This is a genomic window from Streptomyces sp. NPDC087901 (assembly GCF_044742205.1).
In the GTDB taxonomy this organism is placed as follows: domain Bacteria; phylum Actinomycetota; class Actinomycetes; order Streptomycetales; family Streptomycetaceae; genus Streptomyces.
Genome location: NZ_JBIUUC010000009.1, coordinates 31,774 through 54,012 on the forward strand (window position 1 = coordinate 31,774; position 22,239 = coordinate 54,012).

A 22,239-nucleotide genomic window follows, 5' to 3' on the forward strand; every position below is an offset into this window, starting at 1 on the left:
CGCTCAGCCCTCCATCACGTAGCCGTGGTGGGCGATCTCGATCGTCTCCATCGCGACCTTGGGCGACTCGGGAGTGAACGAGGGGCCGGTCCAGCGCACGGGCACCACCTCCAGCAGCCCCCACTGGGCCACCTTCCGCCCGTCCCCGGTCCGCGCCTCGATGTGCGCCGTCTTGCGGCTGAACCCGGTCGTCATGGTGGCGAACCAGCGCGCCACCTTCTCCGTCTCCCGGGTGAGCGGGCGGGACAGCTTGACATTGGAGTACTTCAGCCGGGTCGGGAGCTGCCAGAGATGCCCGTTGTTGCCGCCCTCCTCCCGGGTCTCCAGGACCACTTCGCAACCCAGCCCGTCACAGGTGTTGAACGACCCGAGTTCGATGTCGTCGATCGTCACGACGAAGCAGACGCTGACGGCGGGGTCGTCGTCCGGGGCGGTGGCCATGGCACATGCCTCTCGATCGGTGACTCGGTTGCGGGGTGGGGCGTCAGTGGCGGGTGTTGATGTGGAATCCGGCGCGTTCGCGTTCGAGCCGGAGATCCGCCTTGAGGAGCCGGCTGAGCGGCCCGTAGAGCGCCCGGACCAGCTCGTCCGTCACGGGCGGTGCGCCCTGTCCCGCGGGTGACCCGGCGCGGGCCGCCGCGTCGGCTCCGGGCGAGGCCTCCGGACCGGCACCCGCCTCGGTGCTGGATGGCGACTCCGGTTCCGTGACGGGCGGAGGCTCTGGTTCCGGCAGCGGTGGTGGTTCCTCGGCGATCTCCGCGTCCCGCTGGATGACCGGCCGTGACGTGCCGCGCAGGGGCACGGCCCCGAAGACGACGCTCCCGTCGGCCATGCGCTGGGCCACCCCTGCCGCGACTGCGACGGACCCGGCGGTCGGATAGGCGGCCCGGCCGCCGGCCCGGCCGGCCACCGATGTGGGTACGGGCGGCGCCCCGCCCGTCTGCCGCTGCACGCGCGGCACCTCCCGCTGCAGGAGTGCCGCCGGCGGACCGGAAGGTGCTCCCGGACCCGGGACGGTCCACCGCACGGGCACGGCGGAGGGCGGGCCGGAGGACGTTGCCGTCGGCTTCCCCCCGTCTCCCTCGGAGGAGCGCTGAACGACCGACGCCCCGGCCGCAGGGCCGGGGTCGCCTGGATCGGTGACGGCCCGGAGGGACAGCGGCCGCTCCCCGAGAAGGGGTGCGGTCGGGCCGACGGCGGGCGGAGGTACGGGCGCGGGCCCGCCCGAAGCGGTCGCGGAGCGCTGGACGGGCACAGCGGAGCTCTGGACGGGCACAGTGGAGGCCTGGGGCGCGGCGGCCACGCCCTCCCCGTCCGCCTCTCCCCCGGGCACCGCACCGGCCGCACCGGCCAAGGGGGAATCACCGAGCAGCGGGGCGACGGGCTCGGCCGCTCCGGTCCCGTCGGACGGTGCCTGCACCTCCGGAGCCGCGGGCGTTCCACCACCCGTCGCCGCGAACGGCTCGTCTGCCGACTCCGCCGAGGCGGACTCTCTCTGAACCACCGGAGGCCGGGGTGCGGATGGCTGAGCGTCCGGCGCCCGATCGGCCTGACGCTGAGCGGTCGGCGGCAGACCGGGCAGCGGCGCCCCGAGTCCGGGCGTGCGTCGAAGTGGCTGCGCCGAGGGGGAGGCAACGGTGCGCTGTACCGCCGCCGGCCCCGCACCCGGACGCCGACCCGGCAATGCCTCCGCACCCGAATCCGTGCTCGCGTCCGTGTTCTCCTCCGGCCACGCCTCGGCCTGCCCGGCCGTCTCCGTTCGCTGTACGAGCGGCTGCTCTCCGACCAACTGCCTTACGGGCAGCCCGGCTTCGTCCGACGCACCCGCGGCGGACGTCAGAGCCGGCGCCCTCTCCCCGTAAGCGCGCTGGACTGCCACCGGGGTGGGCTCGCCCCGCAGGCGCAGCGGCATCTCGACGGCCCGCTGAGCGGCGGGAGCAGGGCTCCCCGGAGCCGCGAGGGCAACACCGTGCACCAGCCCGGCCGGTGCGTCCGGGCTGACCAGATGCCCCAGGGGCGTACCGAGTGCCGTCTCCTGCCGCGTGGTCAGCGCCGCCTGGAAGCCACCGGGGTCGATCACGAGGTCCTGCCCGGTCACGGACCGCTGCACAGGCGTCAGGCGGCTCACGTCGACACGGCCCTCACGGTCCGGCCGCGAAGCGTGCGCAGCGACGGGGGCCGGGTCACCATCGGTGGAACGACCGCCGCGCAGCCAGGACATCAGCCCCATGAACTCTCCGCCCTCCCTGCGCTCCTCGCTACTGCCCGTTGAGGCGAGCGATCTGTGCGACGAACTTCAGTCGTTCCGGATGTTCCAGGTCCAGCAGGTCGTCCAGCGGCCAGTGGAAGTGGTAGGCGAGGTACGCGACTTCCTCGTAGAGCAGGTCGGCCGCGTACGTCACGATTCCCCCAGGCGACCGCCGGCGAGATCCACCGCGAACTCCTCCTTGCAGGACGGACACGAGACGGCGGCACGGGTGTGCCCCTCCGCGTTGATCCGTCGGTAGAAGTCCTGGAGGAACGCCAGGTCGGACGCGAAGAGATCCTCGATGACACCCGGGTGGATGTCCTCGACCGTCCCGATCCGGGTCACGACCCGGGAGATCAGGACGACCGACAGGTACGCGGAGTTCTCCCGCACCCGGTCGTCGCGCAGCGGCACGAGTTCGTCGCGGGCGGTCGCGAGCCGCATCACGCCGGAGCGGTGCACGGTGCCCGACTCGTCGACGTACCCGCGGGGCAGGTCGAAGGCGAACTCCGTACGCAGCGGCTCGCGCCGCCCGGCGCTCTCCCGCTCCGCCGGCTCCCCTGGAGGAGTCTGGAACTGGACCGTGCGCCGCATCAGTCGAGCTCCATGCTCTCGTACGTGATCGACAGTTTCTCCGTGAGTACCGAGGTGTCACCGGCCTTGAGGGTGCCGATCTCCAGGGACTTCGGCCAGGCGTTGATCAGCTTGTACCGCTTGATGGGCAGGCCCTCGTAGTCGTAGACGATGACCGCTCCGTTGCGCCGGGCGCTCATCATGCGGCCGAACCGGGAGTCCTTGATCCAGCGTTCGAAGCTGTTGTCCTCCGTGAGGCCGCGGGTGACGGTGACCTCACCGGCCTTGGGCCGGCCGGGCAGCTTCTTGATGGCGTACTTGCCGTCGGCGGTGTTCTGCTTCAGCTCGATGACGTCCTGCTCCATCTTCAGACCACTGACCTCGGTGATCTGCTTGATGATGACGCTGTCGAACTCCAGGCCGAAGGAATGCCCGACGGAACTGTCAAGATCGGGAAGCGGCACAACAGGCTCCTTACGCCAGGTGGGAGGACGGGCGGGTCACTGGTCGGAGTACGGGCACTGCCTGCGCCCCGCTCACTCGTCGACACCCCCGGTGCCGCCGGTCAGCTGGGAGAGCCGGAACACCACGAACTCCGCCGGCTTGACGGGTGCGACGCCGATCTCGCAGATGACCTGGCCCGCGTCGACGCTCTCGGGCGGGTTGGTCTCGCGGTCGCACTTCACGTAGAACGCCTCGTCAGGTGTGAGCCCGAACAGGGAGCCCTTGCGCCACTCGTTCACCAGGAACGCCGAGACCGTACGCCTGATACGCGCCCACAGCGCATCGTCGTTCGGCTCGAAGACGACCCACTGCGTGCCGGCGAGGATCGACTCCTCCAGGTAGTTGAAGAGCCGCCGGACGTTGAGGTAGCGCCAGGCCTGGTCGGAGGCCAGCGTCCGTGCACCCCAGACCCGGATGCCGCGCCCGGGAAAGGACCGGATGCAGTTCAGCCCGATCGGGTTCAGCAGATCGTGCTCACCCTTGGTGAGCTGCGTCTGCAGCGCCACGGCCCCGCGCACCACCTCGTTGGCCGGCGCCTTGTGCACCCCGCGCGTGTCGTCGTTGCGCGCCCAGATTCCCGCGATGTGTCCGCTCGGCGGTACAAGGGTGGCGCGGCCGGAGGCGGGGTCGGCGACGCTGATCCAGGGGTAGTAGAGCGTGGCGTACTTGGAGTCGAAGTTGGCCCGCTCCGTGCGCCAGCCCCGGACCTGCTGCGGCGAGAGTCCTGGCGGCGGGTCGAGAATGGCGATGCGGTCACCCATCAACTCGCAGTGGCTGATGAGTGCTTGCTGCACGGCGATGACGGACTCCAGGTCGAGCAGTCCTCGTTCGTACGCGCCCATCAGGTCGGGCACGGCGACCATCGTGACCTCGTCCACGGCTTCGAGCCCGCCGAGCCCCGTGCGGCGGTCGGCGTCACCGACGTACACATCGGGTGCGAGCGAACCGGCGCCGCCCGCCACGGGGGCGGCGGGAGCAAGCGCGACCGACTGGACATCGGGCCTGGCGGGGGCGGCGCCGCGCCCCGTCTCCCGTATCTCGATGAGCTCGGACTTCGCGTTGACGCGGGTGGCGACGTTCTCCTTGCTGCGCTTCGTGGTCACGGACGGGTAGGTCTCCGCGACCTGTCCGTCCCGCTTCACGATCAGCTGGAAGACGTCGGAGGGCGGGTCGTCACCCTCGGCCTCCGCGACCTCCACGCTGATCTCACCGGCCACGCCCGGCCGGGGCTTGACGGCGTACGGCCCGACCTGGACCTCGGACCCGGCGGCCAACTCCCCGGCACCGATGTCGGCTCCCTCGGCAATGCGCACGACGTAGCAGATGCCGCCCCCGTTGGCGAAGAAGCCGTAGACGGAGGAGGCGAGGTACGTACCGTCGACGAAGTCGCCGAAGGTGCTGACGAACTGGCTCCAGTTCGTGATGAGAGTGGGCTCGTCGAACGGCCCCCGCTGGGCGAAGCCGACGAAGGCGGCAACCGAGGTGCCCACCCCTTCGATCGGCCGGGACCCGGACTCGACCTCTTCGACGTAGACGCCCGGGGACAGGTACGACGGCATATGAGCCTCTCCTTGACGCGCTCCTCGACGTGTTCCTCGCCCCCGTTCCAGGACCGGGGAACGCGGGCAATTCTCGCCACTCGCGCGATCACCGGGAACGGATACTCGGCCGCCCCGCCGTGCACGGGCGGCTGCCCGAAGAGGCAATCCGGAAGCGCCTCACGCACCGCGCGGACGTGCCCCGGCCGCGGCCCGCACGCGCTCCACCCGCCCGGTGGGCGCGCGGCAACCTGACACACCACGTCCGGGCGAATCTGTGGCTGGCGGGAGGGCCGGATGAAGGCGGTTCCGGAGAAGACCCCCACCGCACCGACCCACCCCGACGCCGCCCCCCGCACGGACCAGGCCCCCTCGCCATCCGCCCCGGCCCCGGACCGCCGGGCCATCCAGCGCCTGCAACGGGCTGCCGGCAACGCGGCGGTGTCCCGCCTGGTGGCCCAGCGCTACACGGCCCCGGTCAAACCCGCTCCGGCCCAGGCCCCCGGCTTCCGCAGCATGAAGGCGGCCGTGGCGGCGAAGAAGACCCGGATCGCCGCCCACCCGCCTGCGGCTGCGGAGTCCAAGGCCTCCCAGGACGCGGCGGTCGCACCCCCCGACGACAAGGAAGCTCAGGGCAAGGCGGCCAACGCCGAGAAGATGAACGCGGCGAAGCCCGGCGAGTTCGACAAGAAGGCTTTCGTCGACGCGGTGAACAAGGCGATCGACGCGCAGGCGCCGAAGAACCTCGACGAGGCCGACAAGTTCTCCAAGTCCGGCAAGGCTGACAAGGTCAAGGAGGAGGTCGACGGCAAGGTCACGGACGGCAAGGAGTCGTCGGCCAAGGACATCGACACGGCGACGAAGGCCCCACCGGACACCTCGGCCGCCAAGGACAAGCCGGTCACCCCCCTCACCCCGGACCAGCCCCCGGGCAACCCGGGCGCCCCCTCGGCAGCGGACGCGATCCCGGACAAACAACCCGCCGCCGTCACGGACTTCTCCGAGGGCCCGGCCGCCAACGACAAGGAGATGGCGGACGCCGAGGTCACCGAGGACCAGCTGGCCAAGAGCAACGAACCGGAGTTCAACGAGGCCCTGTCGGCGAAGAAGACAGCCGAAACGGACTCCGAGAAGGCCCCCGCGAAGGGCAGGTCCGCCGAGAACCAGCAGCTCAACACCGCCAAGGCAGGCGCGGCGGCCTCCGGCGCCGCCGCCATGACCGCCCTCACAGCGACGCGCGGCAAGGCCGGCCAGCAGGTGGACGGCGGCAAGGGCGAAACAAAATCAAAAGATGAGAAGAAGCGCGCCGAGGTAACAGCCAAGCTCCAGAAGGTCTACGACGGCACGAAGAAGGACGTCGAGACCACGCTCTCCGACCTGGACAAGAAGGTTGACAAGGCCTTCACCGCAGGCGAGAAGTCGGCCCGGGACGCGTTCACGGCTGATCACAAGCGCCGGATGAAGAAGTACAAGGACAAGCGCTACTCGGGCTTCACGGGCAAGGCGCGCTGGGTGAAGGACAAGTTCGCCGGCCTCCCGAAGGCGGCGAACGACCTCTACCAGGAGGCCCGCAAGCTCTACGTCGCCCAGATGCAGACGGTGATCTCCTCGGTCGCCGACCTCATCGGCGCAGAACTGGGCAAGGCGAAGGCCCGCATCGCCAAAGGCCGCACCGAGCTCAAGGCCGAGGTCGACAAACTCCCCGCGGATCTACGCCAGTTCGGCGAGGAGGCGGCGAAGGACTTCGCAGGCAAGTTCGACGACCTTGAAGCCACTGTCAACGAGAAGTCGGAGCAACTGGTTCAGGACCTCGCATCCAAGTACACGGCAGCCCTGAACAAGGTCGACGAGGAGATCAAGAAGCTCCAGGAGGCCAACAAGGGCCTGATCGACAAGGCGAAGGACGCGATCGTCGGCGTCATCAAGACGATCAACGAACTGAAGAACCTCCTCCTCGGCATCCTTGCCAAGGCCGCCGGCGCGATCATGAAGATCATCAAGGACCCCATCGGCTTCCTGGGCAACCTGGTCAAGGCGGTAGGCGCGGGCCTCAACCTCTTCATCACGAACATCGCCGAACACCTCAAAACAGGCGTCGTCTCCTGGCTGCTCGGCACCGCGGTCAAGGCGGGCCTCGAACTCCCCCAGAAGTTCGACATGAAGGGCATCATCCAGCTCATCGGCTCACTACTGGGCCTGACCTGGGACAACATCAAGGCCCGCGTCACCCGCAAGGGCGTCCCGGACGAGGCGATGGCGGCCGTCGAGACATCGGTCCCGGTCGCGAAGAGCATCGCAAGCGAGGGCCCGGCGGGCGCGGTCAAGGAAATCCAGGAAGAGGCGGGCGACCTCAAGGCCACGATCCTGGAGAAGCTGACGAGCTACCTGATCCCGACGGTCATCATCGCGGGCGTCACGTGGATCCTCTCCCTGCTCAACCCGGCCTCCGCGTTCGTCCGCGCGGTCAAGGGAATCATCGACATCGTCACGTTCATCGTGAACCAGGGCGCCCAGATCGTGGAGTTCGTCAATTCGGTGCTGGACGCAGTGGTGGCGATAGCCAACGGCGGCTCGGCGGGCGTCCCGAAGATGGTCGAGGCAGCACTGGCGGCGAGCGTTCCGCTGCTGATCGGATTCCTGGCGTCGTTGCTGGGAATCGGTGGCCTGGCCAACAAGGTCAAGAGCGTGTTCCACGCGGTGGGCAAGCCCGTCGGCCGCGCGATCGACAAGATCGTCGACTTCATCGCCAAGAAGGGCAAAGCGCTGCGGAAAAGGCCCGGCAAGGGGACTGCGTCGCCAAATGGCAAGAACGACGGAGAATCACCCACCAGGACTCCCGGCCCGGCGGCGGCACGACATGGCGACATCATTCAGTCCGTCATTCGAAGAGTCGAGGAGCCATCCAAAAAACAAGGGCACACGGAAGTTATACGAGAAAAGACCGAATTGGCCGGAAGGCTCGAACAGCAGTATCGGCCCCAGTTGGCCGGCAACATTCGCCTAACTATCACATTCCAGAAGGCCGAGTCTGACCAGAATCAGAACAGCTTGAAGTTCCGAGCGAAAATCGCCCCGAATGACTCGGTGGGAGATGGCACTGTCCCTCTTGCACCGCCGGGCCCCGTCCCGCCGACACAGGAACTCCCAGAGAACGTCGACTTCTACCACGGTTCCAGTGAACGAGTTGCTGACAATTTTGCCGACGGTACCGCAGTCGAACCGCGCGGGCACGGTGAATTTGGCACGGGTTTCTATACCTTCCGGGCCGAGACCCCCGCAATCGAAGTGGCACAGACCTACAGCCGACCAGGGGAGGACCGTTGGGGAGTAACAGAGTTCGCCGTCCCCTTGGGCACTGTTGAGAACAATGGGCTTATCGAGCCGATCTTTAACCTAAAAACCACCTTTTACACCCTTATTTTTAAGGACAAAGAAACATCGATCCCGGTGCGATATCCGGCCGATAAGGGTGGAGAGGAAATATCCATGACATGGAAAGAGTTCCGATCCAAGGAGAAGGAGCTGGGCGGCGAAGTAAGCTGGCCCTATGATCTCATAATCGGCCCGCTGAGCGGAAAGTTGACATCTGCGAAGAACGCAAATCAGTTCATGTTCAATGATGTGGGAATTGACATGCTCAACGATCCCTCAGTGTTGCGTAGAGTAACCGCCAGGGGCGACCTATGAACTCCTATGCTGCCAGTGAACCCCGGCGATCCACCATGGACCTACTGCGCTCACTTGCGCGACACTCGGCTTCGCAGACACGAGAGGAGCTCACCGAGGTGTGCGCACGGAGCGATCTTTCAGATGCGGTACTGGCCACACTTCGCACGGGAGACCGCAGAGAGAAGCGCACAGCCCTCGCCATAGCGGCAGATTCCGCTGGCCTCGAAAGTGCGGCAGTGATCGAAATTTCGGTGGCAGCGATGAACGACACCGCAGATCCCAGCATTCGTCGCGCTGGTGCAGAAATGTTGGCCTCGGTCTCCTCACTCCATGATCTGCTGGAAACATTGCACACTGTCGATGATCCTGCCAGAGTCACACTTCTGGAGCTTTTTTTCCGGAAGGGGTTCACGGTACAGGAAGCACACATCGCTCCCTTCCTGGCGGATGCAAATCCCCGGGCCCGATTGTTGGCACTCAAGATTCTATCCAATTCACCAGGCATGAATAGCTGCCGCCTGGTGGCCGACCTGATTTCTGATCATGTTCCGTATGTGCGGCGCAACGCCATGCGTGCAGTATCTGATATGGATTGCATGAATTGCACGCCTGCTCTCACCCGAATCTCACGGGAGGGCGATCAGGAGGACGATCGCTACGAAGCGCACGCGGCACTGTTCACGTTGCTTCGGGGTGACACGGAACGCTTGTTGCTCCAAGCATTCAAAGATCCGAGCGCAAAAGTTCGCAATTGGGCGGCCGAAGCGTCCCGCACTCGAGGAACACCACATATGGTCAATCCTCTCTTGCACATCTTGCAATCCGACATCTCGGCAAGTGCACGAGCCGCTGCAGCTCACAGTCTGGCGAATTGGCACACAGAGTCACAAAATACCGTGGAACAACTCGGTAGATCCATTCGTGACGATTCCGACTCATCTGTTCGCATCGCATGCGCGCACGCCCTCTCTGCATGGGGGAGTGAGGGCCTACCTCATCTGCTCCAGGCCACCACGGACCTCGAAGCCTCCGTCCGCCGAGCAGCAGTCATTCAGATCAAGAAGCTTAGCCTGGGACAGTCTTCCCGCGCCCTGAAGCACCTGGGAGAGGTGGAGACATCTGACGATGTTCTGGCTGAGTTGGTGGGCTTCCTGCCTGGCCTTCCACTACCTCTGCATGGATCACGTATGCAGGACCTGTACGACCCCGGGAATAATTCCAAAGCATCCACAACCTGGCTTTCCGATCTTACCCGATACCCAGCATCCAGTAGTGTTACATTTTACGCAACAGGCAAACTATCGATTCTGAATGTTGAAGTAGGAGGTGATTCATCGAACGAGATTTCGACCTCCTATGAATTTTCAGTCAATGAGCAAGATGACATTTGCATCGCCATACCGAACATTCCCGACAAACGAACAAGGTTTTCCATTGCTGCGGCTACATGCACGGACATGTACGGGAACGTGCAGGAGTACTACAAGCTCACCCTCAGTCACTGGGGTCCTCCTTTTAGGAAGGCGCAAGGCTCAGCACATTTCTTCACTTCTCGAAATCATGCCGGCGAGGAATCGGTACCGTAGTCGCCACGTTCGCTACGGTTTCGCGGCCCAGGTGCTGCTGCACGCCGTCGGTCTGCTCTGCAACCCGCCCGCGCTCTACGACCCACCGGGTCTTCCCCAAGCCAGAGCCGTGTGGGGCACCACGGCGGGCGATCTTCGAAGTTATCCCGCGGGCCCGGAGGAGTCGCCGGTACTTGCCAAAGTCGTAGCTCGGTCGGCGAACAGGCGCCGTGGACGTTGGTGTGGGCGACCGCTCAGGCCACGCACGCGGGATGGCATCAACAAGCGGCACGAGCTGGGTGACGTCGTGCCGGTTGCCGCCGGTCAGTGACACCGCGAGTGGTGTGCCGTGCTGGTCGACGATGACGTGGTGCTTGCTGAGAGTGCGGATGTGCGAGCCGTCAACGGCGCAGTCGTCCATCTCCAGCGGCCCCCAGGTCGAGCTTGTGATGAAGAGGTGGGAGGCAAGCGGGGAAGCTTTGAGGGGTCGCTACTTCTGGGTATCAGACGGGCTCATCGTCCGCGATCCCGGCATCAGCAACATGACCCAAGTACTGATCGGGCTGGTCGAAAACGACGAGTTCACGCAGGTCCTTCAGCGACTCGACGGCAGACAGCGTCCGGTCACGAGAACCTGATTCTGAAACGATCAGTCATATGCACGAAGGGCACCACAGCTCGTCGCCAGGGGCGCGAACTACTCTCACCTTCACGACGCCAACTCCCTGTTCATGAAAGCTAGTTGATGACACTCTCATCTGATCCGCATCCAGCCCCCGAACGGGAGAACGCATCGTGCTCAGTTCAAGAAGGGTGTTACGCCGCCTGGCCGCCACCGCGAGCGCCGCGCTGATCGCAGTGGCGACGGGTCTGCTCGGGGCCGGCCCTGCCGCTGCTGTCGACTACTACTACGAACTCCCCTACCCGGCAGGTGAGGCCTACACGGTAACCCAGGGGCCGGAGGGGACGTACTCGCACACCGGCCCGTACAACGAATACGCCTGGGACTTGGGGCTTCCGGCGAACTACGAGGTGTCCGCCGCGCAGGGCGGGACCGTTCTCGTGTCGGACTGGTCCGTCTACTGGCAGAACGGCATCGAGGTCATCATCCGGCACTCCAACGGCCAGTGCACCCACTACGTGCACCTCAACAAGGCGATCTACAACACCGGTGACTGGGTTCCACAGGGCCGGATCATCGGCTGGTCAGGCAGCACCGGCGCCGCCAACGGGCCGCACCTGCACTTCCAAGTGATCGACTGCAACACCCGTGTCGGAATTCCGGCCACGCTCCAGGGCTGGACGCCCTCCACCGGAACCGCGCCGGTAAGCGTCAACACCCGGGCCTGACAAACCATCTGCCCTTGCGGCACGTGGTGAGGCAATGGTGCCGCGGACCAGCAGCCGGTCCTCGCGTCCGCCAGCACACACCACAGCCGTGAGGACAGTCGGCGTCACGCGTCAGCCACGCGCACAGGCAGCGACTTCAGACCGTTGATGAAGTTCGAAACCAGGCGGCGTGGCGGCCCCGCGGGCCCGAGTGGCCCGGCAGGGAGTACGCGGCACGCCTCCTCGTACAGCGAACGTAGTTGCAGGCGCGCGAAGTGCGCACCCAGGCAGACATGCGGGCCGTCGCCGAACGAGATGTGCGGGTTCGGGGAGCGGGCGAGGTCCAGGGCGAACGGGGCGGGGAAGACGCGTTCGTCGTGGTTGGCCGAGGCGTGGAAGACGACCACCTTGTCGCCCGTGCGGATGCGCGTGCCCGCCAGTTCCGTGTCCTGGGTCGCGGTGCGGCGGAAGGACAGGACCGGTGGGTGGCGGCGGAGGAGTTCGTCCACGGCCGTGGTCAGCTCCACCTCGCCCCTGCGCAGGCGCTCGTACGCCTCAGGGTTCTGAACCAGGAGGTGCAGGCCGCCCGGGGCCGCGCTGCGTACCGTGTCGTTGCCCGCCACCACCAGCAGGAAGAAGAACATCTCCAGTTCCGGCGCGGTCAGTTCAGGGTCGGTGGCGAGAGCCGTCATCACGTCGTCCGCGGGGTTTGCGCGCTTGTGGGCCGCCAGGGCGTGCGCGTACTCGAACATGTCGCGCAGTGCCGCCGGGGAACGTGGATTGACCGGCTTGCCGTCCGGGCCGAATGCCGGCGTCCCCGCCTCGTCCGGGTCCTGGTAGCCGATGACGCGTTGGGTCCAGTGGAGGAGGAGCGCGCGATCGGTGTCCGGAACGCCAAGCAGGTCGGCGAGGTTGAGCAGGGCGTAGTCGTCGGTGACCTGGGTGACCAGGTCACAGGTTCCGTCGCCGGCCCGCGCCTCGGCGACCGCGCGGGTGAGCAGGGAGCGGGCGCGTTCGCGTACGACCGTTTCGAAGCGGTCCACGCGCTTCGGGGTGAAGGCGCGGCTGACGAGCGTGCGCAGCCGCCGGTGGTGCGGTGGGTCCTGGTTGAGCATCATGCGCCGGATGAACGGCAGGTCGGCCGGGTCCGGGTCGCGGATCTGGGTGGCGCCCAGATACGAGGAGTACTTGGAGGAGTCCTTCAGGACCCGGGCCACGTCCTCGTGCCGGGTGACCGCCCAGAAGCCCGGGCCCGCCGGCCAGCCGAGCACCTCGGGCTCCTGCTGCCATGCCACGGGGTGGTGGTCACGCAGGCGGCGGTAGCGCTCGTGCGGGATGCCCAGCGCGTACTGGCGCGGGTCGAAGACGTCCGGTACGGGTGCCGGGGAGGCGGGTCCGCTCACGCCGTCGCCTCGCCGCCCTCGTCGTCGGCCCGCAGGAAGTCCTCCACCACCCGGATCAGGTCGAGCGGAGCCTCGTCCATCGCATAGTGGCCGCACGAGGGCAGCTCCACCAGTTCGGCGCGCGGAAACCAGCGCATCCAGGTGGCCCGTTGCACGTCGGCGGAAAGCGCCGGGTCCAGCGCCCCGACCACCGCCAGGGCCGGCACCGGCGAGCCCTCGATCCGTTCGTGGAAGCCCTCGCCCGCCCAGGAGTCCAACCAGGCGCGGAACGCCTTCGCATCGCTGCACTCGACCGAGCGACGCACCATGCGGTCCAGCCAGGCCGCCGGGCGTCGGCCTCCGGTGGTGATGTCGAGGATGGCCCGCCGGTTGTCCGGGTTCTGCGCTGCCCCGGCGAACAGCTCCCACTGCTCGGGCGGCAGAGGCAGACCGGAAGCGGGGACGGGCGACACCCCGACGATTCTGCGCACCCGCTGCGGCGCGGCGGACAGCGTCCGCTGGATGACGGAGCCGCCCATCGAGTGACCGATCAGCGAGAAGCGGTCCCAGCCGAGCCGGTCGGCCAGCGCGAGCACGTCATCGGCCCCCTCGGCCGTCGTGTACGCCCCGTCCACGTCCCTGGCCTCGCCGTATCCCCGCAGGTCCACCATCGCGTACTGGAACGAACCGAAGTCGAGGTCCGGCAGCACCGGGTCATACGCGGAACGGTCAGCGAGCCAGCCGTGTACCGCGAACACCTTGTGCGGGCCGTCGCCATGCAGAACATGAGGCGGAACAGAGAATGCGCTCACACCGGCTCCCGTCACAGTGCGGCGATGATCTGGCCATCAACGCCCGCCCGCCCACGGTGACGGCAACCATCGACCCGCGCAAGGGCGCACACGGGGGATTCCTCAGGCGGCCGAGGAACCGCTGTTCGGTCCTCGCCGCTCACCCCTGAACCAGCCCCAGATACGGCCCGAACTCCGAAGCCAGCGTCAGCCGGCCCAGCTTCTGGTACTCCCGCTGGATCGCGTGGATCAGAGTCGACATGGTCACCGCGCCACCGGAGTCCGCCGCCAGGTACGCCGCCGTCACCGCGATGGAGCGGATGTTGCCGCCCGCCAGCTCGAAGTTCTCGGCGCAGAACACGAGGTCGAGGTCCGTGCCGCGCGGAAGCACCGGGCCCAGGCAGCGCTCCCACAGCACCAGGCGTTGTTCAGGGTCCGGGACCGGGAAGTCGACGACCAGGTCCAGGCGGCGGGTGAAGGCGTCGTCGAGGTTGGCGCGGAGGTTGGTGGCGAGGATGGCCAGGCCGTCGAAGGACTCCATGCGCTGGAGCAGGTAGGCGCTCTCCACGTTCGCGTAGCGGTCGTGCGCGTCCTTCACGTCCGAGCGTTTGCCGAAGATCGCGTCCGCCTCGTCGAAGAGCAGGACTCCGTTGACCCCTGCCGCTTCCGTGAAGATGCGTTCCAGGTTCTTCTCGGTCTCGCCCACGTATTTGTCGATGACCGTGGCCAGGTCGACCGTGTAGAGGTCCAGGCCGAGGTCGGCCGCGATCACCTCCGCCGACATGGTCTTGCCTGTGCCGGAATCGCCGGCGAAGAGCGCTGATACGCCTCGGCCCCGGCCTCCTCCCGGGCGCATGCCCCACTCCCCCAGGACCCGGTCGCGGTGGCGCGCGCGGGCGGTGAGTTCGCGGAGCTGGGCGTGGGCGTCGGGTGGGAGGACCAGGTCGTGCCAGGTGACCGCTGGTTCGATGCGGCGGGCCAGGCGGTCGAGGCCGGCCGCGTTCTGGGCGCGGGCGCCCCGGCGTACGTGGTCGGGAGTGAGTGCTCCGCCGTCCAGCTGCGCCGTCTGGGCCGCGCTGCGGGCCGCACCGGTGACCTGTTCCGGGGTGAGGAGGAAGGGGGCGAGGAGGTGGTCCGGGTCGATGGTGGGCGGGTGGAGGGTCGATGTCGCGTGCTCGTACGCGTCGCTCCACAGCGCGGCGCGTGCCGACGGCTCCACCCTCGGGGCGTGCAGGAGCAGCGGCGGGATCGTCGACCAGGAGGCGTCCCACGGGGCCCTGCCCACCATGACCGTGGGTACGGGCGTGGCCGTGAGGAGCCGGAGCAGGTGCGGATGTTCGCGGGACAGTGCGTCCAGTGGGGCGCAGACCAGGCCGGCGTGCGTCAGGCGCGCCTCGCGCACCAGGGAACGTACCGCGTCGGCCGGCGCGGGGTCCTCCGCCAGGCGGGCCAGGTCCAGGCCCAGGACGCCCAGGCCCGCGAGGGTGAGCGCCGATGCGGCGAGGGCCGTGCCCGCCCCGCCCTGGTCCTCGCTCAAGTAGGCCAGCGGGAGTCCTTCGGCCAGGACCCGGGCCAGCGGGGCCGGATCGCCCACGCCCGCCACCGCGTGCCAGGGGGCCAGCAGGTCGGCGAGGCGGGGGTCCCTCGTGTCGTCGCCCAGGAGGTGGGCGGTGACCCGGTCCGGGACGCGCAGTGCGCGGCTCAGGAACGGGCGGTCGAGGTCCTCGGCCAGGAGCAGCCCCGCGTGACGGAGCGGGGCGCGCGCTGCCAGCCGGCCCCGCGCCACCGCGTCGGCAGGTGACAGCCCGCACAGGCCGAGCGCCAGGCCGATCGACGGGCGGCGGCGGGTCACGTCGTCGTTGAGGTAGCCGTAGAAGGCCTCGAAGCGGTCGTCCAGATCCGGCACGAGCGCGATGAGCAGGATCTCGATGTCGAGCCCGGTGAGCCCGAAGTCGGCCTGCAGAGAGGTGAGTCGGGTGGGAGTTTTTCCGTCCACGAGGGCGGCGTCCCCCCGCACCGGTTCCGGGAAGCACCGTGCCCCGTCCTCGTCCAGCAGCCGCGCGATGTTCTCGTCCGTGAGGTAGAGCCCCCGGAACGCGTCCTCCGGGTCCGGGTCCGTGCGCTGCCGGGCCTCGACCGCATGGCGGATGCGCTGCTCGACGTCCACCGCGCGGGCGAGCAGGTGGCGCAGGTCCGGATCCTCGGCGGGGTGGCCAGGAGGTGTCATGCGGTGCTGCCCTCCGTACGGCCGTCGTGGGTGCGTCGGTTCTCGGTGATCCGGAGGGAGAGGCCCCGGCGGGGCTCCGTGGAGGCGGGTGCGTCCTCGGATGCCGGTCGGCCGGGGCGGCTTCCGTACACCGGGAGGCTGCCGCGTCCTGGCATCGGGGCGCTCTGCGGTTCCGAGGGCGGCGGTACGTCCCCGAAGTGCGCCCGGAGCCCTTCCTCACCCACCGGCGGGCCCGCCGTGTACGTCGGCGAGGCGGTCACGGGGACGCTGACCACCAGGTCCAGCGAGGGCTTCAACTCGCCGCCCAGTGCACTCCACACGTCCGCGAAGGACCGGTCCTCCGGCGGCGGCAGCGCGATCGACATCGGTACGGCGGCCCCTATCTCGGCAAGGGTGCCCGTCAGGCGTTCCTGGGGCAGGGCCTCGTACGCCAGCAGGCAGGCGAGCAGGGAGGACAGCAGCCGGTGCTCGTCCTCCGGACGCTTCGTCCATGCCGTGATCAGGTACGACAGCTTGAAGTAGCGGGGCGGGCGGCGTCGCGCGACGACGGTGCCCCGCTCGTCGTACTCGTTGTGGAGTCCGCGCTCGCGGCGCCGCATGTCCTCGCGGATGTCGTAGAGGTAGAGGTTGACCATCGGGGCGTTCACCTTGGCCGCCCATTCCCGGGTCGGCGCGTCGAAGACCACCGCGATCTGGCCGCCTTCGAGCACCTCCGCCCTGATCAGGGAGCGCAGTACGTCATCCACCTCGTGGATCATCCGGAGTCCGTCCCTCTCACGCCTGCCCCTCCCACGTCCGCCGCTCTCACGTCCGCCCCTTGAAGTCCGGTGGCTGGAGGTTGCGTTGGACCACCAGGACCGGTTTCGGGAGGCGGGGAAGATCCGGGATGGTGGCCCGCAGGACACGCGGACCGAGGCTGTCCTTGCGCAGCACCAGCATCTGCACCTCGAACGTGCCGTCGCGGCCCACCCTGACCCCCGATCGGTCGCCCGTGATCCCTCTGTTCCAGGTGAGGTTCACGGTCTCGCCGGGCGGATAGTCCCTGCCGCGGGCCAGTACCGGCTGCCCCGGCTTGGCGACCTGCGGGGTGACGGTGAGGGAGGGCTTCAGTACGCGCAGCCGGTCCGTGTCCTTGTTGTTGGCCGTGCGGCGGTCCGGGACCGTGCCGCGCACGGTGGCCCGTACGTCCCCGGTGATGGCCGCACGGTACGTCGCCGTCTGGGTCACCTCGATCCGGCCGCCCGCCGGGATCGTGCACGGCTTGGCCGCCGTGCAGCGGGTGAGGGTCTGCAGGCTCCGGTCCTTGGGGGCGGACGGGGCCGGCCAGGTCGCGCCGATGACGACTCCCCTGGCGGTGTCCGGGCCGGCGTTGGTGACGGTGAAGCGGGCGCCGGCGGGGCGGGTGATGTACGTACGGTCAGGGCTGACGTCGACCCTGACCGCGACCTCCGACGAGGGCGGCGGCGGTGACGGGGGCTCCGGCGGTGGCGGTGGTTTCAGCACCTCGAAGCGAGCGGTGTCCGTGCCGGTGTTGCCCGCCGCGTCCGTGGCCGAGCAGGTGACCGTGGTCATTCCGATGTGGAAGACCGATCCGGACGCGGGCGTGCACGTGACGGGCAGCTCACCGTCCTGGGCGTCTGTCGCCGTCGCCGTATAGCTGATGCGTGCTCCTTCGTCGGTCTCCGACCTGGCTATGCGGTCGTCCACCGTGACGACGGGGGCGTCGGTGTCGTTCACGTCGATGCTGATCTGCTGCTGGAAGTCGGGGTCGGCCGCCGCGGCGGGCCCGATGGTGTCCGTCCCCGGTGCCTGGGTGCCGAGCAGGAACTGCACGGTGCAGGTGAGGGCGGTGCCCTGCGGCGCGTCCGCCGAGACGTCGATGGTCTCCGCGAAGTGTGCGGTCTCGCCGCTGGTCAGCTGCCGTGTGGGTGGGTCGAGGGCGACCGTGAGGTGGGGGTCGCAGTTGTCGAGCCGGTAGCCGACGGATGTGGGGAGGTTATCGAAACCGTCCATGATGGCCTGGGCGACCGCGTCAGGCTGGATTCCCTCCAGCAGACGCCCCTGGGTCGCCTCGATGATGCGCGTCGCCTGCCCCTCAATGGTCGGCGGATGCTCGACGTACTCCGGGTTGTCAGGATTGTGGGCGTCCCCGTTGCCGTTGAGGCCGTCGCCGATCTTGCTGTCCACATCGACGCCGATCACCCGGACGCCCTTGTCCTGAAGGTCGAAGATCGTGTCGTCGATGGTGTGGTGGTTGCTGGGTGCGTGGCTGGAGGCGTCACTCACCAGTACGACGACCGGGTTGGAACCCTCGCGGAAGACGGTCTTGCCCCCAGCCCCGTTGGCTATCTCCCACAGCCCGTTGATCCAGTCCTCGGAGGGGCCACGGCTGCTTCCTCCCAGCACCGTCTTCAGCCCGTTGACGCCTGTCTGCACCTTGCCGACGTCATCCGTCAGCTCCTGGAGCACCTCGAATCCGGCGTTGGGGTCGCCCTCCTGATCGCCGAACGTGGCGACGGCGAAGCGCGAGTCGGGCTGCTCGGCCAGGATCTTTCCGGTGATGGCGGGGAGGTACTTCTGCACGTCGTCGATGGGCTCGGCCATACTCTTCGTACCGTCCACCAGCAGAATGACCTCCGGCTTCGGCGGAATGGCCGGTGTACGCACCGACTTGTCCACCCCCGTCGACCCGCCCGGGTCGAGCACCTCGTGCAGGCTCGCCGGGGTGACCCACGGCTCGGGCGGAACCGGAACGGCCGTGGCCACGCCCGTCCCTGCCGAAGCGGGGGCGAGGCCTGCGGCCAGCAACAGCAGAACGAGCACCGCCGAACGGCGCACACCCGTGAGTCCGCGTGACTGTTTCGCCGGCTGAATCCACCGCACCGAATCTCTCCCCCGCACCCGGACCTCCCACCGAAGAACAGCGCCCACACGATCTCGCAGGCACTCGGCTTCCGCAGTGGGAGACGAGCCACTTCCCCGGGAAGCCGGAACTGCCCTTTGGGGCAGCCCCGGACTACAGCACCCGCGCAGCCCTGGACAACAGCACACCCGCGGTGCCGGCGAACAGCACACCCGCGGCCCCGATGAAGAACACACCCGGCCCCCACCGCGGTCCGGGCCGGGAAGGGGCGGCCGAGAACCGGGTGAGGACCGGGTGAGTCGTCAGATCAGGCCCTGGCGCATGACGTACGCCACCGCGTGGGACCGATTCCGCAGTTGGAGCCGGGTCATCACCGAATGCAGCACGTTCTTGATCGTGCGTTCGGAGTAGGCCAGTTTCGTGGCGATGTCCGCCGTGTCGTACCCCTCGGCCACCAGCCGCAGCACGTCCACCTCGCGTGCCGCGAGACCGGTGAAGTGCAGCCCACGCGGCCCGAGCACCTGCCCCTGGAGCCGCCCCACCTCTGCGAGGAGCCGCCCCAGCAGGTCGGAGGGCAGGTGGCCCTCGCCCCGCGCCACCGTCTCTATGACGTGCACCAGGTGTTCGGGCGTCGACTCCGCCCGCCTGATCACCCCGACGACCCCGCACTCCGCCGCACTCACCAGCTTCTGCTCATCGATGTCCGTGGTGACCAGGACGGTGCGTGAGTCGCTGGTGCGCTGGATGTGGCGCAGCATCCTGAGCACGTCCTCGTCGACCGTGTCCACGACCATGACGACGACCTGAGGTGCGGTCTCGTCCTCGGCCCACTCCATGACGTTGACCTCGGGGCGGGCCCTTAACTGGCTGGCCACACCTGCTTGCGAGATCGGATCCTGAGCCCGTAACGCCACCGTCGTACGTTCCATGCGTTCCATGCCGATGCTCCCCCTTGGGCAACAGCTGGAAGGCCACAACGTGCACACGCCCCGCAGCCGTTGTCGTCCGTCTCATTGGTTATGAGGCGGTCAAGAGATTCCCTTGTTTACTGACAAGGAAACTAAAAGGGTGTCAGGGGCACTGGATCTGCCCGAAAGTGTTCCTTCGAGGCCGGTGTCCGTCGTGTGGGACGACTCTACGGTCCGCCTATGAGTCTCACGGCAAGTCTCGACGCATCGTCCGTCAGCGCCGCACCGGGCGAGGAGACGGCTGTCCCCCTACAGGTCCGCAACTCCGGTGCGACGGTCGAGGAGTACCGCTTCGAGGTGGTCGGTGCGTGCGCCGCCTGGTCGGCGGTGGAGCCGGCGGTTCTGTCGCTGTACCCGGGTGACTCCCGGACCGTGTCGCTCATGCTGCGCCCGCCTCGGGATGCGACCGTGCCGGCGGGTGAGACACCGTTCGGGGTACGGGTGGTACCCACCGGTGAGCAGGGCGGGACAGTGGTGCCGGAGGGCCGGGTGACCGTGCTGCCGTTCACCGAGACGACGGCCGAGCTGGTCCCGCGCAGCTCGCACGGCTCTCGCCGTGGACGGCACCAGCTCGCCGTCGACAACCGGGGCAACACACCGGTCACGGTGCGGCTGGGCGCCCAGCCGGGGACCGAGCGCGCGCGCGTCGCCTTCGACGTCGCCGAGCTCCAGGTGGCGCCCGGCCATGCGGAGTTCGGCAGGCTGCGGGTGCGGCCCGCGAAGCGGATGTGGCGCGGTACGCCGGTGACGCATCCTTTCCAGGTCTTCGCCGCCACCCAGGTGGCCGAGGGCCAGGAGCCGGTGGCACCGGTCCTCGTCGACGGCTCCTACCAGCAGGAACCCCTCCTGCCGCGCTGGCTGCCCCGGGCGCTCATCACGGCGGCCGTGCTGCTGATCGCCCTGGCCGGGATCTGGTACGCGCTGCTGCGTCCGGCCGTGAAGTCCGCGGCGCGGGAAGCGGTCACGCCCGAGGCGGTACGTTCCGCGGCAGCGGCGGACAAGAGCAAGGCGCCGAGCCAGGGCGATACGGCGGGGACGGGCGCCGATGCCGGGGCCGGTGACGCCGCCGGGGCCGACGCGGGCGCCGGCGCGTCGAAGCCCACGCCGAGCCCCACCGCGGAGGCGGAGGCGAGTGCCGGGGCGGGCGACGGGGCGGCCACTCCGACGAGTGCGCAGGTCCGGGTCAGGGACTCGGTGGGCGGCGGTTCGAACTCCTCGACCGCTCTCCAGGTACCGAAGGGCCACACGTTCCAGCTGACCGACATCGTCGTGCAGAACCCGCAGGGTGACGCCGGAACCGTCGTCATCTCGGCCGGTGAGAACACGAGTGCGCTGAGTCTCGGGCTGGAGAACTTCCGTGACTCCGACTACCACTTCGTGACGCCGATCCTCGTACCGGCGGGCGGGAAGGTCACCATGACCATCGACTGCCGGAAGGTCGGCAAGCCGGTGGGCGCCCGCACACCCTCGCGATGCTCCGAGTCGCTGTTCCTCGGCGGCACGATGCGCCCCGACTCCGCGGGCTGACCAGAACCAGGGGTGCGTGCCGGGCCATCGGCCGGACCGGCACGCACGCGACGGAGGAAGCGTCTCAGGCCGGTGGAGCCTCTTCCTCCTCCTCGGGGCTCTTCTCCTGCGCCCGTTGGACGAACGATCCCTGCACATCGGCCGGCTGCTCGTCCTCGTCCTCCGTCGCCGCCCGCTGGACGGCGGCGGGGGCGGCGGTGGCGGCCGACGGCGAGGCCGAGGCGGCGGCCGGGGCGGGCGCCGGGTCCGAAAGCACCCGGTCCGCGTTCGTCACGGCTTCCCGTTCGAAGCGGTCCGAGGGGTCGCTGACCCGGATGCCTCCGGGGGCCTCCGTGCCCTCCACCGGTCCGCTGCGCTGCTGGATCACATGGGTCAGCTCATGGGCCAGTGTCGTGCGGCCCTGGGGTGACGACGGGTCGTACGCGTCACGCTGGAAGACCACGTTGTTCCCCACGGTGTACGCGTGTGCGCCGACGCCCTTGGCCGACTCGTGCGCGGAGGAGTCGTTGTGGATGCGCACGTCGGAGAAGTCCGCGCCCATCCGGCCCTCGAGATCCGTGCGGGTCTCGGTGTCCAGCGGGGTGCCTCCGCCGGAGGAGATGACGTCGTGGACCGGCGAGCGGGGCTCGTCCTCGGACTGTTCCGGCGTACCGGCCCTGGCGCGCTGGATCATCGGGCCGAGGGCTGCGTTGCCGATGCTCCGCTGGAGCACGCCCATTCCGGCCGTTCCGACCACGTCCGCCCGGCCCGTGGCCGCTGCCCGGAAGAGGTGGTGGGTGTCAGCTCCCCGATCGTCGCGGGCGTCCGGGGAACGCTGCGCCACGGAGACCTCACCGTGCAGGTGCTCCCCCTGCCTCCGCTCGTGGTCGTGCTCGCTCTCGCGCGGCGTGGGGTGGTGGTCCCTTTCGGGGTCGTGTTCGTGCTCGTGGCCGTGGTCCTGTGCGTTCATCACCGTCTCCCTGACCGCACCGTCGTGGGCGCGTACCGCGCACAACCGCAGCGCCCTGCCCTCCTACCGGTTCTCCACCTTCACGCCGGATTCCCTGCCTCGTCCA

General features: G+C 68.5%; 18 protein-coding genes and 1 pseudogene. 5 read left to right on the forward strand and 14 right to left on the reverse strand.

Features of this window, described 5'->3' with window-relative positions; genetic code table 11:
- Positions 1-3 precede the first annotated feature (3 nt).
- The 6 genes from ACIOEW_RS25675 to ACIOEW_RS25700 form a co-directional block, all read right to left on the reverse strand.
- Positions 4-441, reverse strand: coding sequence for a phage tail protein (locus ACIOEW_RS25675; RefSeq protein WP_351002529.1), 438 nt, complete (start codon positions 439-441; stop codon positions 4-6).
- A 43-nt stretch (positions 442-484) separates the two neighbouring features.
- Positions 485-2,230 (reverse strand): hypothetical protein, encoded by a 1,746-nt coding sequence (locus tag ACIOEW_RS25680; RefSeq protein ID WP_401966228.1) that lies wholly within the window; start codon positions 2,228-2,230, stop codon positions 485-487.
- A gap of 28 nt (positions 2,231-2,258) precedes the next feature.
- Positions 2,259-2,402, reverse strand: coding sequence for a DUF6760 family protein (locus ACIOEW_RS25685; RefSeq protein WP_187284983.1), 144 nt, complete (start codon positions 2,400-2,402; stop codon positions 2,259-2,261).
- Positions 2,399-2,842, reverse strand: a complete 444-nt coding sequence (locus tag ACIOEW_RS25690) for a hypothetical protein (RefSeq protein WP_362544493.1) — start codon at positions 2,840-2,842, stop codon at positions 2,399-2,401. Before ACIOEW_RS25690 ends, ACIOEW_RS25685 begins: the two co-directional genes overlap by 4 nt.
- Positions 2,842-3,285 carry a phage tail protein gene (locus ACIOEW_RS25695; RefSeq protein ID WP_148016754.1) on the reverse strand — a complete coding sequence of 148 codons (444 nt, stop codon included), beginning with the start codon at positions 3,283-3,285 and terminating at the stop codon, positions 2,842-2,844. The genes ACIOEW_RS25690 and ACIOEW_RS25695 overlap by 1 nt, the downstream gene beginning before the upstream one ends.
- Before the next feature lie 72 nt (positions 3,286-3,357).
- On the reverse strand, positions 3,358-4,884 hold the full coding sequence (locus tag ACIOEW_RS25700) for a phage tail sheath family protein (RefSeq protein WP_401966233.1): 1,527 nt from the start codon (positions 4,882-4,884) through the stop codon (positions 3,358-3,360).
- A gap of 276 nt (positions 4,885-5,160) precedes the next feature.
- Here ACIOEW_RS25700 and ACIOEW_RS25705 point away from each other — a divergent pair, with 276 nt between their 5' ends.
- Complete coding sequence (locus ACIOEW_RS25705) at positions 5,161-8,550, forward strand: hypothetical protein (RefSeq protein ID WP_401966235.1); 3,390 nt, start codon at positions 5,161-5,163, stop codon at positions 8,548-8,550.
- Positions 8,551-8,768: 218 nt separating this feature from the next.
- The gene (locus tag ACIOEW_RS25710; RefSeq protein WP_401966238.1) at positions 8,769-10,118 is read left to right on the forward strand and encodes a HEAT repeat domain-containing protein; all 1,350 of its coding nucleotides are present in this window, start codon (positions 8,769-8,771) and stop codon (positions 10,116-10,118) included.
- On the opposite strand, the gene ACIOEW_RS25715 is transcribed toward ACIOEW_RS25710, so the two are convergent.
- Positions 10,078-10,518 carry a transposase gene (locus ACIOEW_RS25715; protein ID WP_401966241.1) on the reverse strand — a complete coding sequence of 147 codons (441 nt, stop codon included), beginning with the start codon at positions 10,516-10,518 and terminating at the stop codon, positions 10,078-10,080. The genes ACIOEW_RS25710 and ACIOEW_RS25715 overlap by 41 nt on opposite strands.
- Before the next feature lie 16 nt (positions 10,519-10,534).
- On the opposite strand from ACIOEW_RS25715, the pseudogene ACIOEW_RS25720 reads away from it, so the two are divergent.
- Positions 10,535-10,735: pseudogene (locus ACIOEW_RS25720) on the forward strand (hypothetical protein); the annotation flags it as partial.
- A gap of 157 nt (positions 10,736-10,892) precedes the next feature.
- Complete coding sequence (locus ACIOEW_RS25725; protein WP_362544481.1) at positions 10,893-11,447, forward strand: M23 family metallopeptidase; 555 nt, start codon at positions 10,893-10,895, stop codon at positions 11,445-11,447.
- A gap of 104 nt (positions 11,448-11,551) precedes the next feature.
- Here the strand turns inward: ACIOEW_RS25725 and ACIOEW_RS25730 are convergent, their stop codons facing one another.
- From ACIOEW_RS25730 to ACIOEW_RS25755, 6 genes are all read right to left on the reverse strand, one after another.
- Complete coding sequence (locus tag ACIOEW_RS25730; RefSeq protein ID WP_401966244.1) at positions 11,552-12,829, reverse strand: cytochrome P450; 1,278 nt, start codon at positions 12,827-12,829, stop codon at positions 11,552-11,554.
- Positions 12,826-13,620 carry an alpha/beta fold hydrolase gene (locus tag ACIOEW_RS25735; protein ID WP_401966247.1) on the reverse strand — a complete coding sequence of 265 codons (795 nt, stop codon included), beginning with the start codon at positions 13,618-13,620 and terminating at the stop codon, positions 12,826-12,828. Before ACIOEW_RS25735 ends, ACIOEW_RS25730 begins: the two co-directional genes overlap by 4 nt.
- A 139-nt stretch (positions 13,621-13,759) precedes the next feature.
- Entirely contained in the window at positions 13,760-15,826 is a 2,067-nt protein-coding gene (locus ACIOEW_RS25740; protein ID WP_401966250.1) for an ATP-binding protein, read from the reverse strand.
- Positions 15,823-16,584, reverse strand: a complete 762-nt coding sequence (locus ACIOEW_RS25745) for a Pvc16 family protein (protein ID WP_401966253.1) — start codon at positions 16,582-16,584, stop codon at positions 15,823-15,825. The genes ACIOEW_RS25740 and ACIOEW_RS25745 overlap by 4 nt, the downstream gene beginning before the upstream one ends.
- A 46-nt stretch (positions 16,585-16,630) precedes the next feature.
- Positions 16,631-18,709, reverse strand: a complete 2,079-nt coding sequence (locus tag ACIOEW_RS25750) for an HYR domain-containing protein (RefSeq protein WP_401966255.1) — start codon at positions 18,707-18,709, stop codon at positions 16,631-16,633.
- A gap of 282 nt (positions 18,710-18,991) precedes the next feature.
- Positions 18,992-19,618, reverse strand: coding sequence for a response regulator transcription factor (locus ACIOEW_RS25755; RefSeq protein ID WP_362544877.1), 627 nt, complete (start codon positions 19,616-19,618; stop codon positions 18,992-18,994).
- Positions 19,619-19,837: 219 nt separating this feature from the next.
- Between ACIOEW_RS25755 and ACIOEW_RS25760 the strand changes: the two genes are divergently transcribed.
- Positions 19,838-21,184: a hypothetical protein gene (locus ACIOEW_RS25760; RefSeq protein ID WP_401966256.1), complete on the forward strand. Its 1,347-nt coding sequence runs from the start codon at positions 19,838-19,840 to the stop codon at positions 21,182-21,184.
- Between the two features lie 64 nt (positions 21,185-21,248).
- Here ACIOEW_RS25760 and ACIOEW_RS25765 read toward each other — a convergent pair whose 3' ends face one another.
- Entirely contained in the window at positions 21,249-22,133 is an 885-nt protein-coding gene (locus ACIOEW_RS25765) for a DUF4157 domain-containing protein (RefSeq protein WP_401966258.1), read from the reverse strand.
- Positions 22,134-22,239 lie beyond the last annotated feature (106 nt).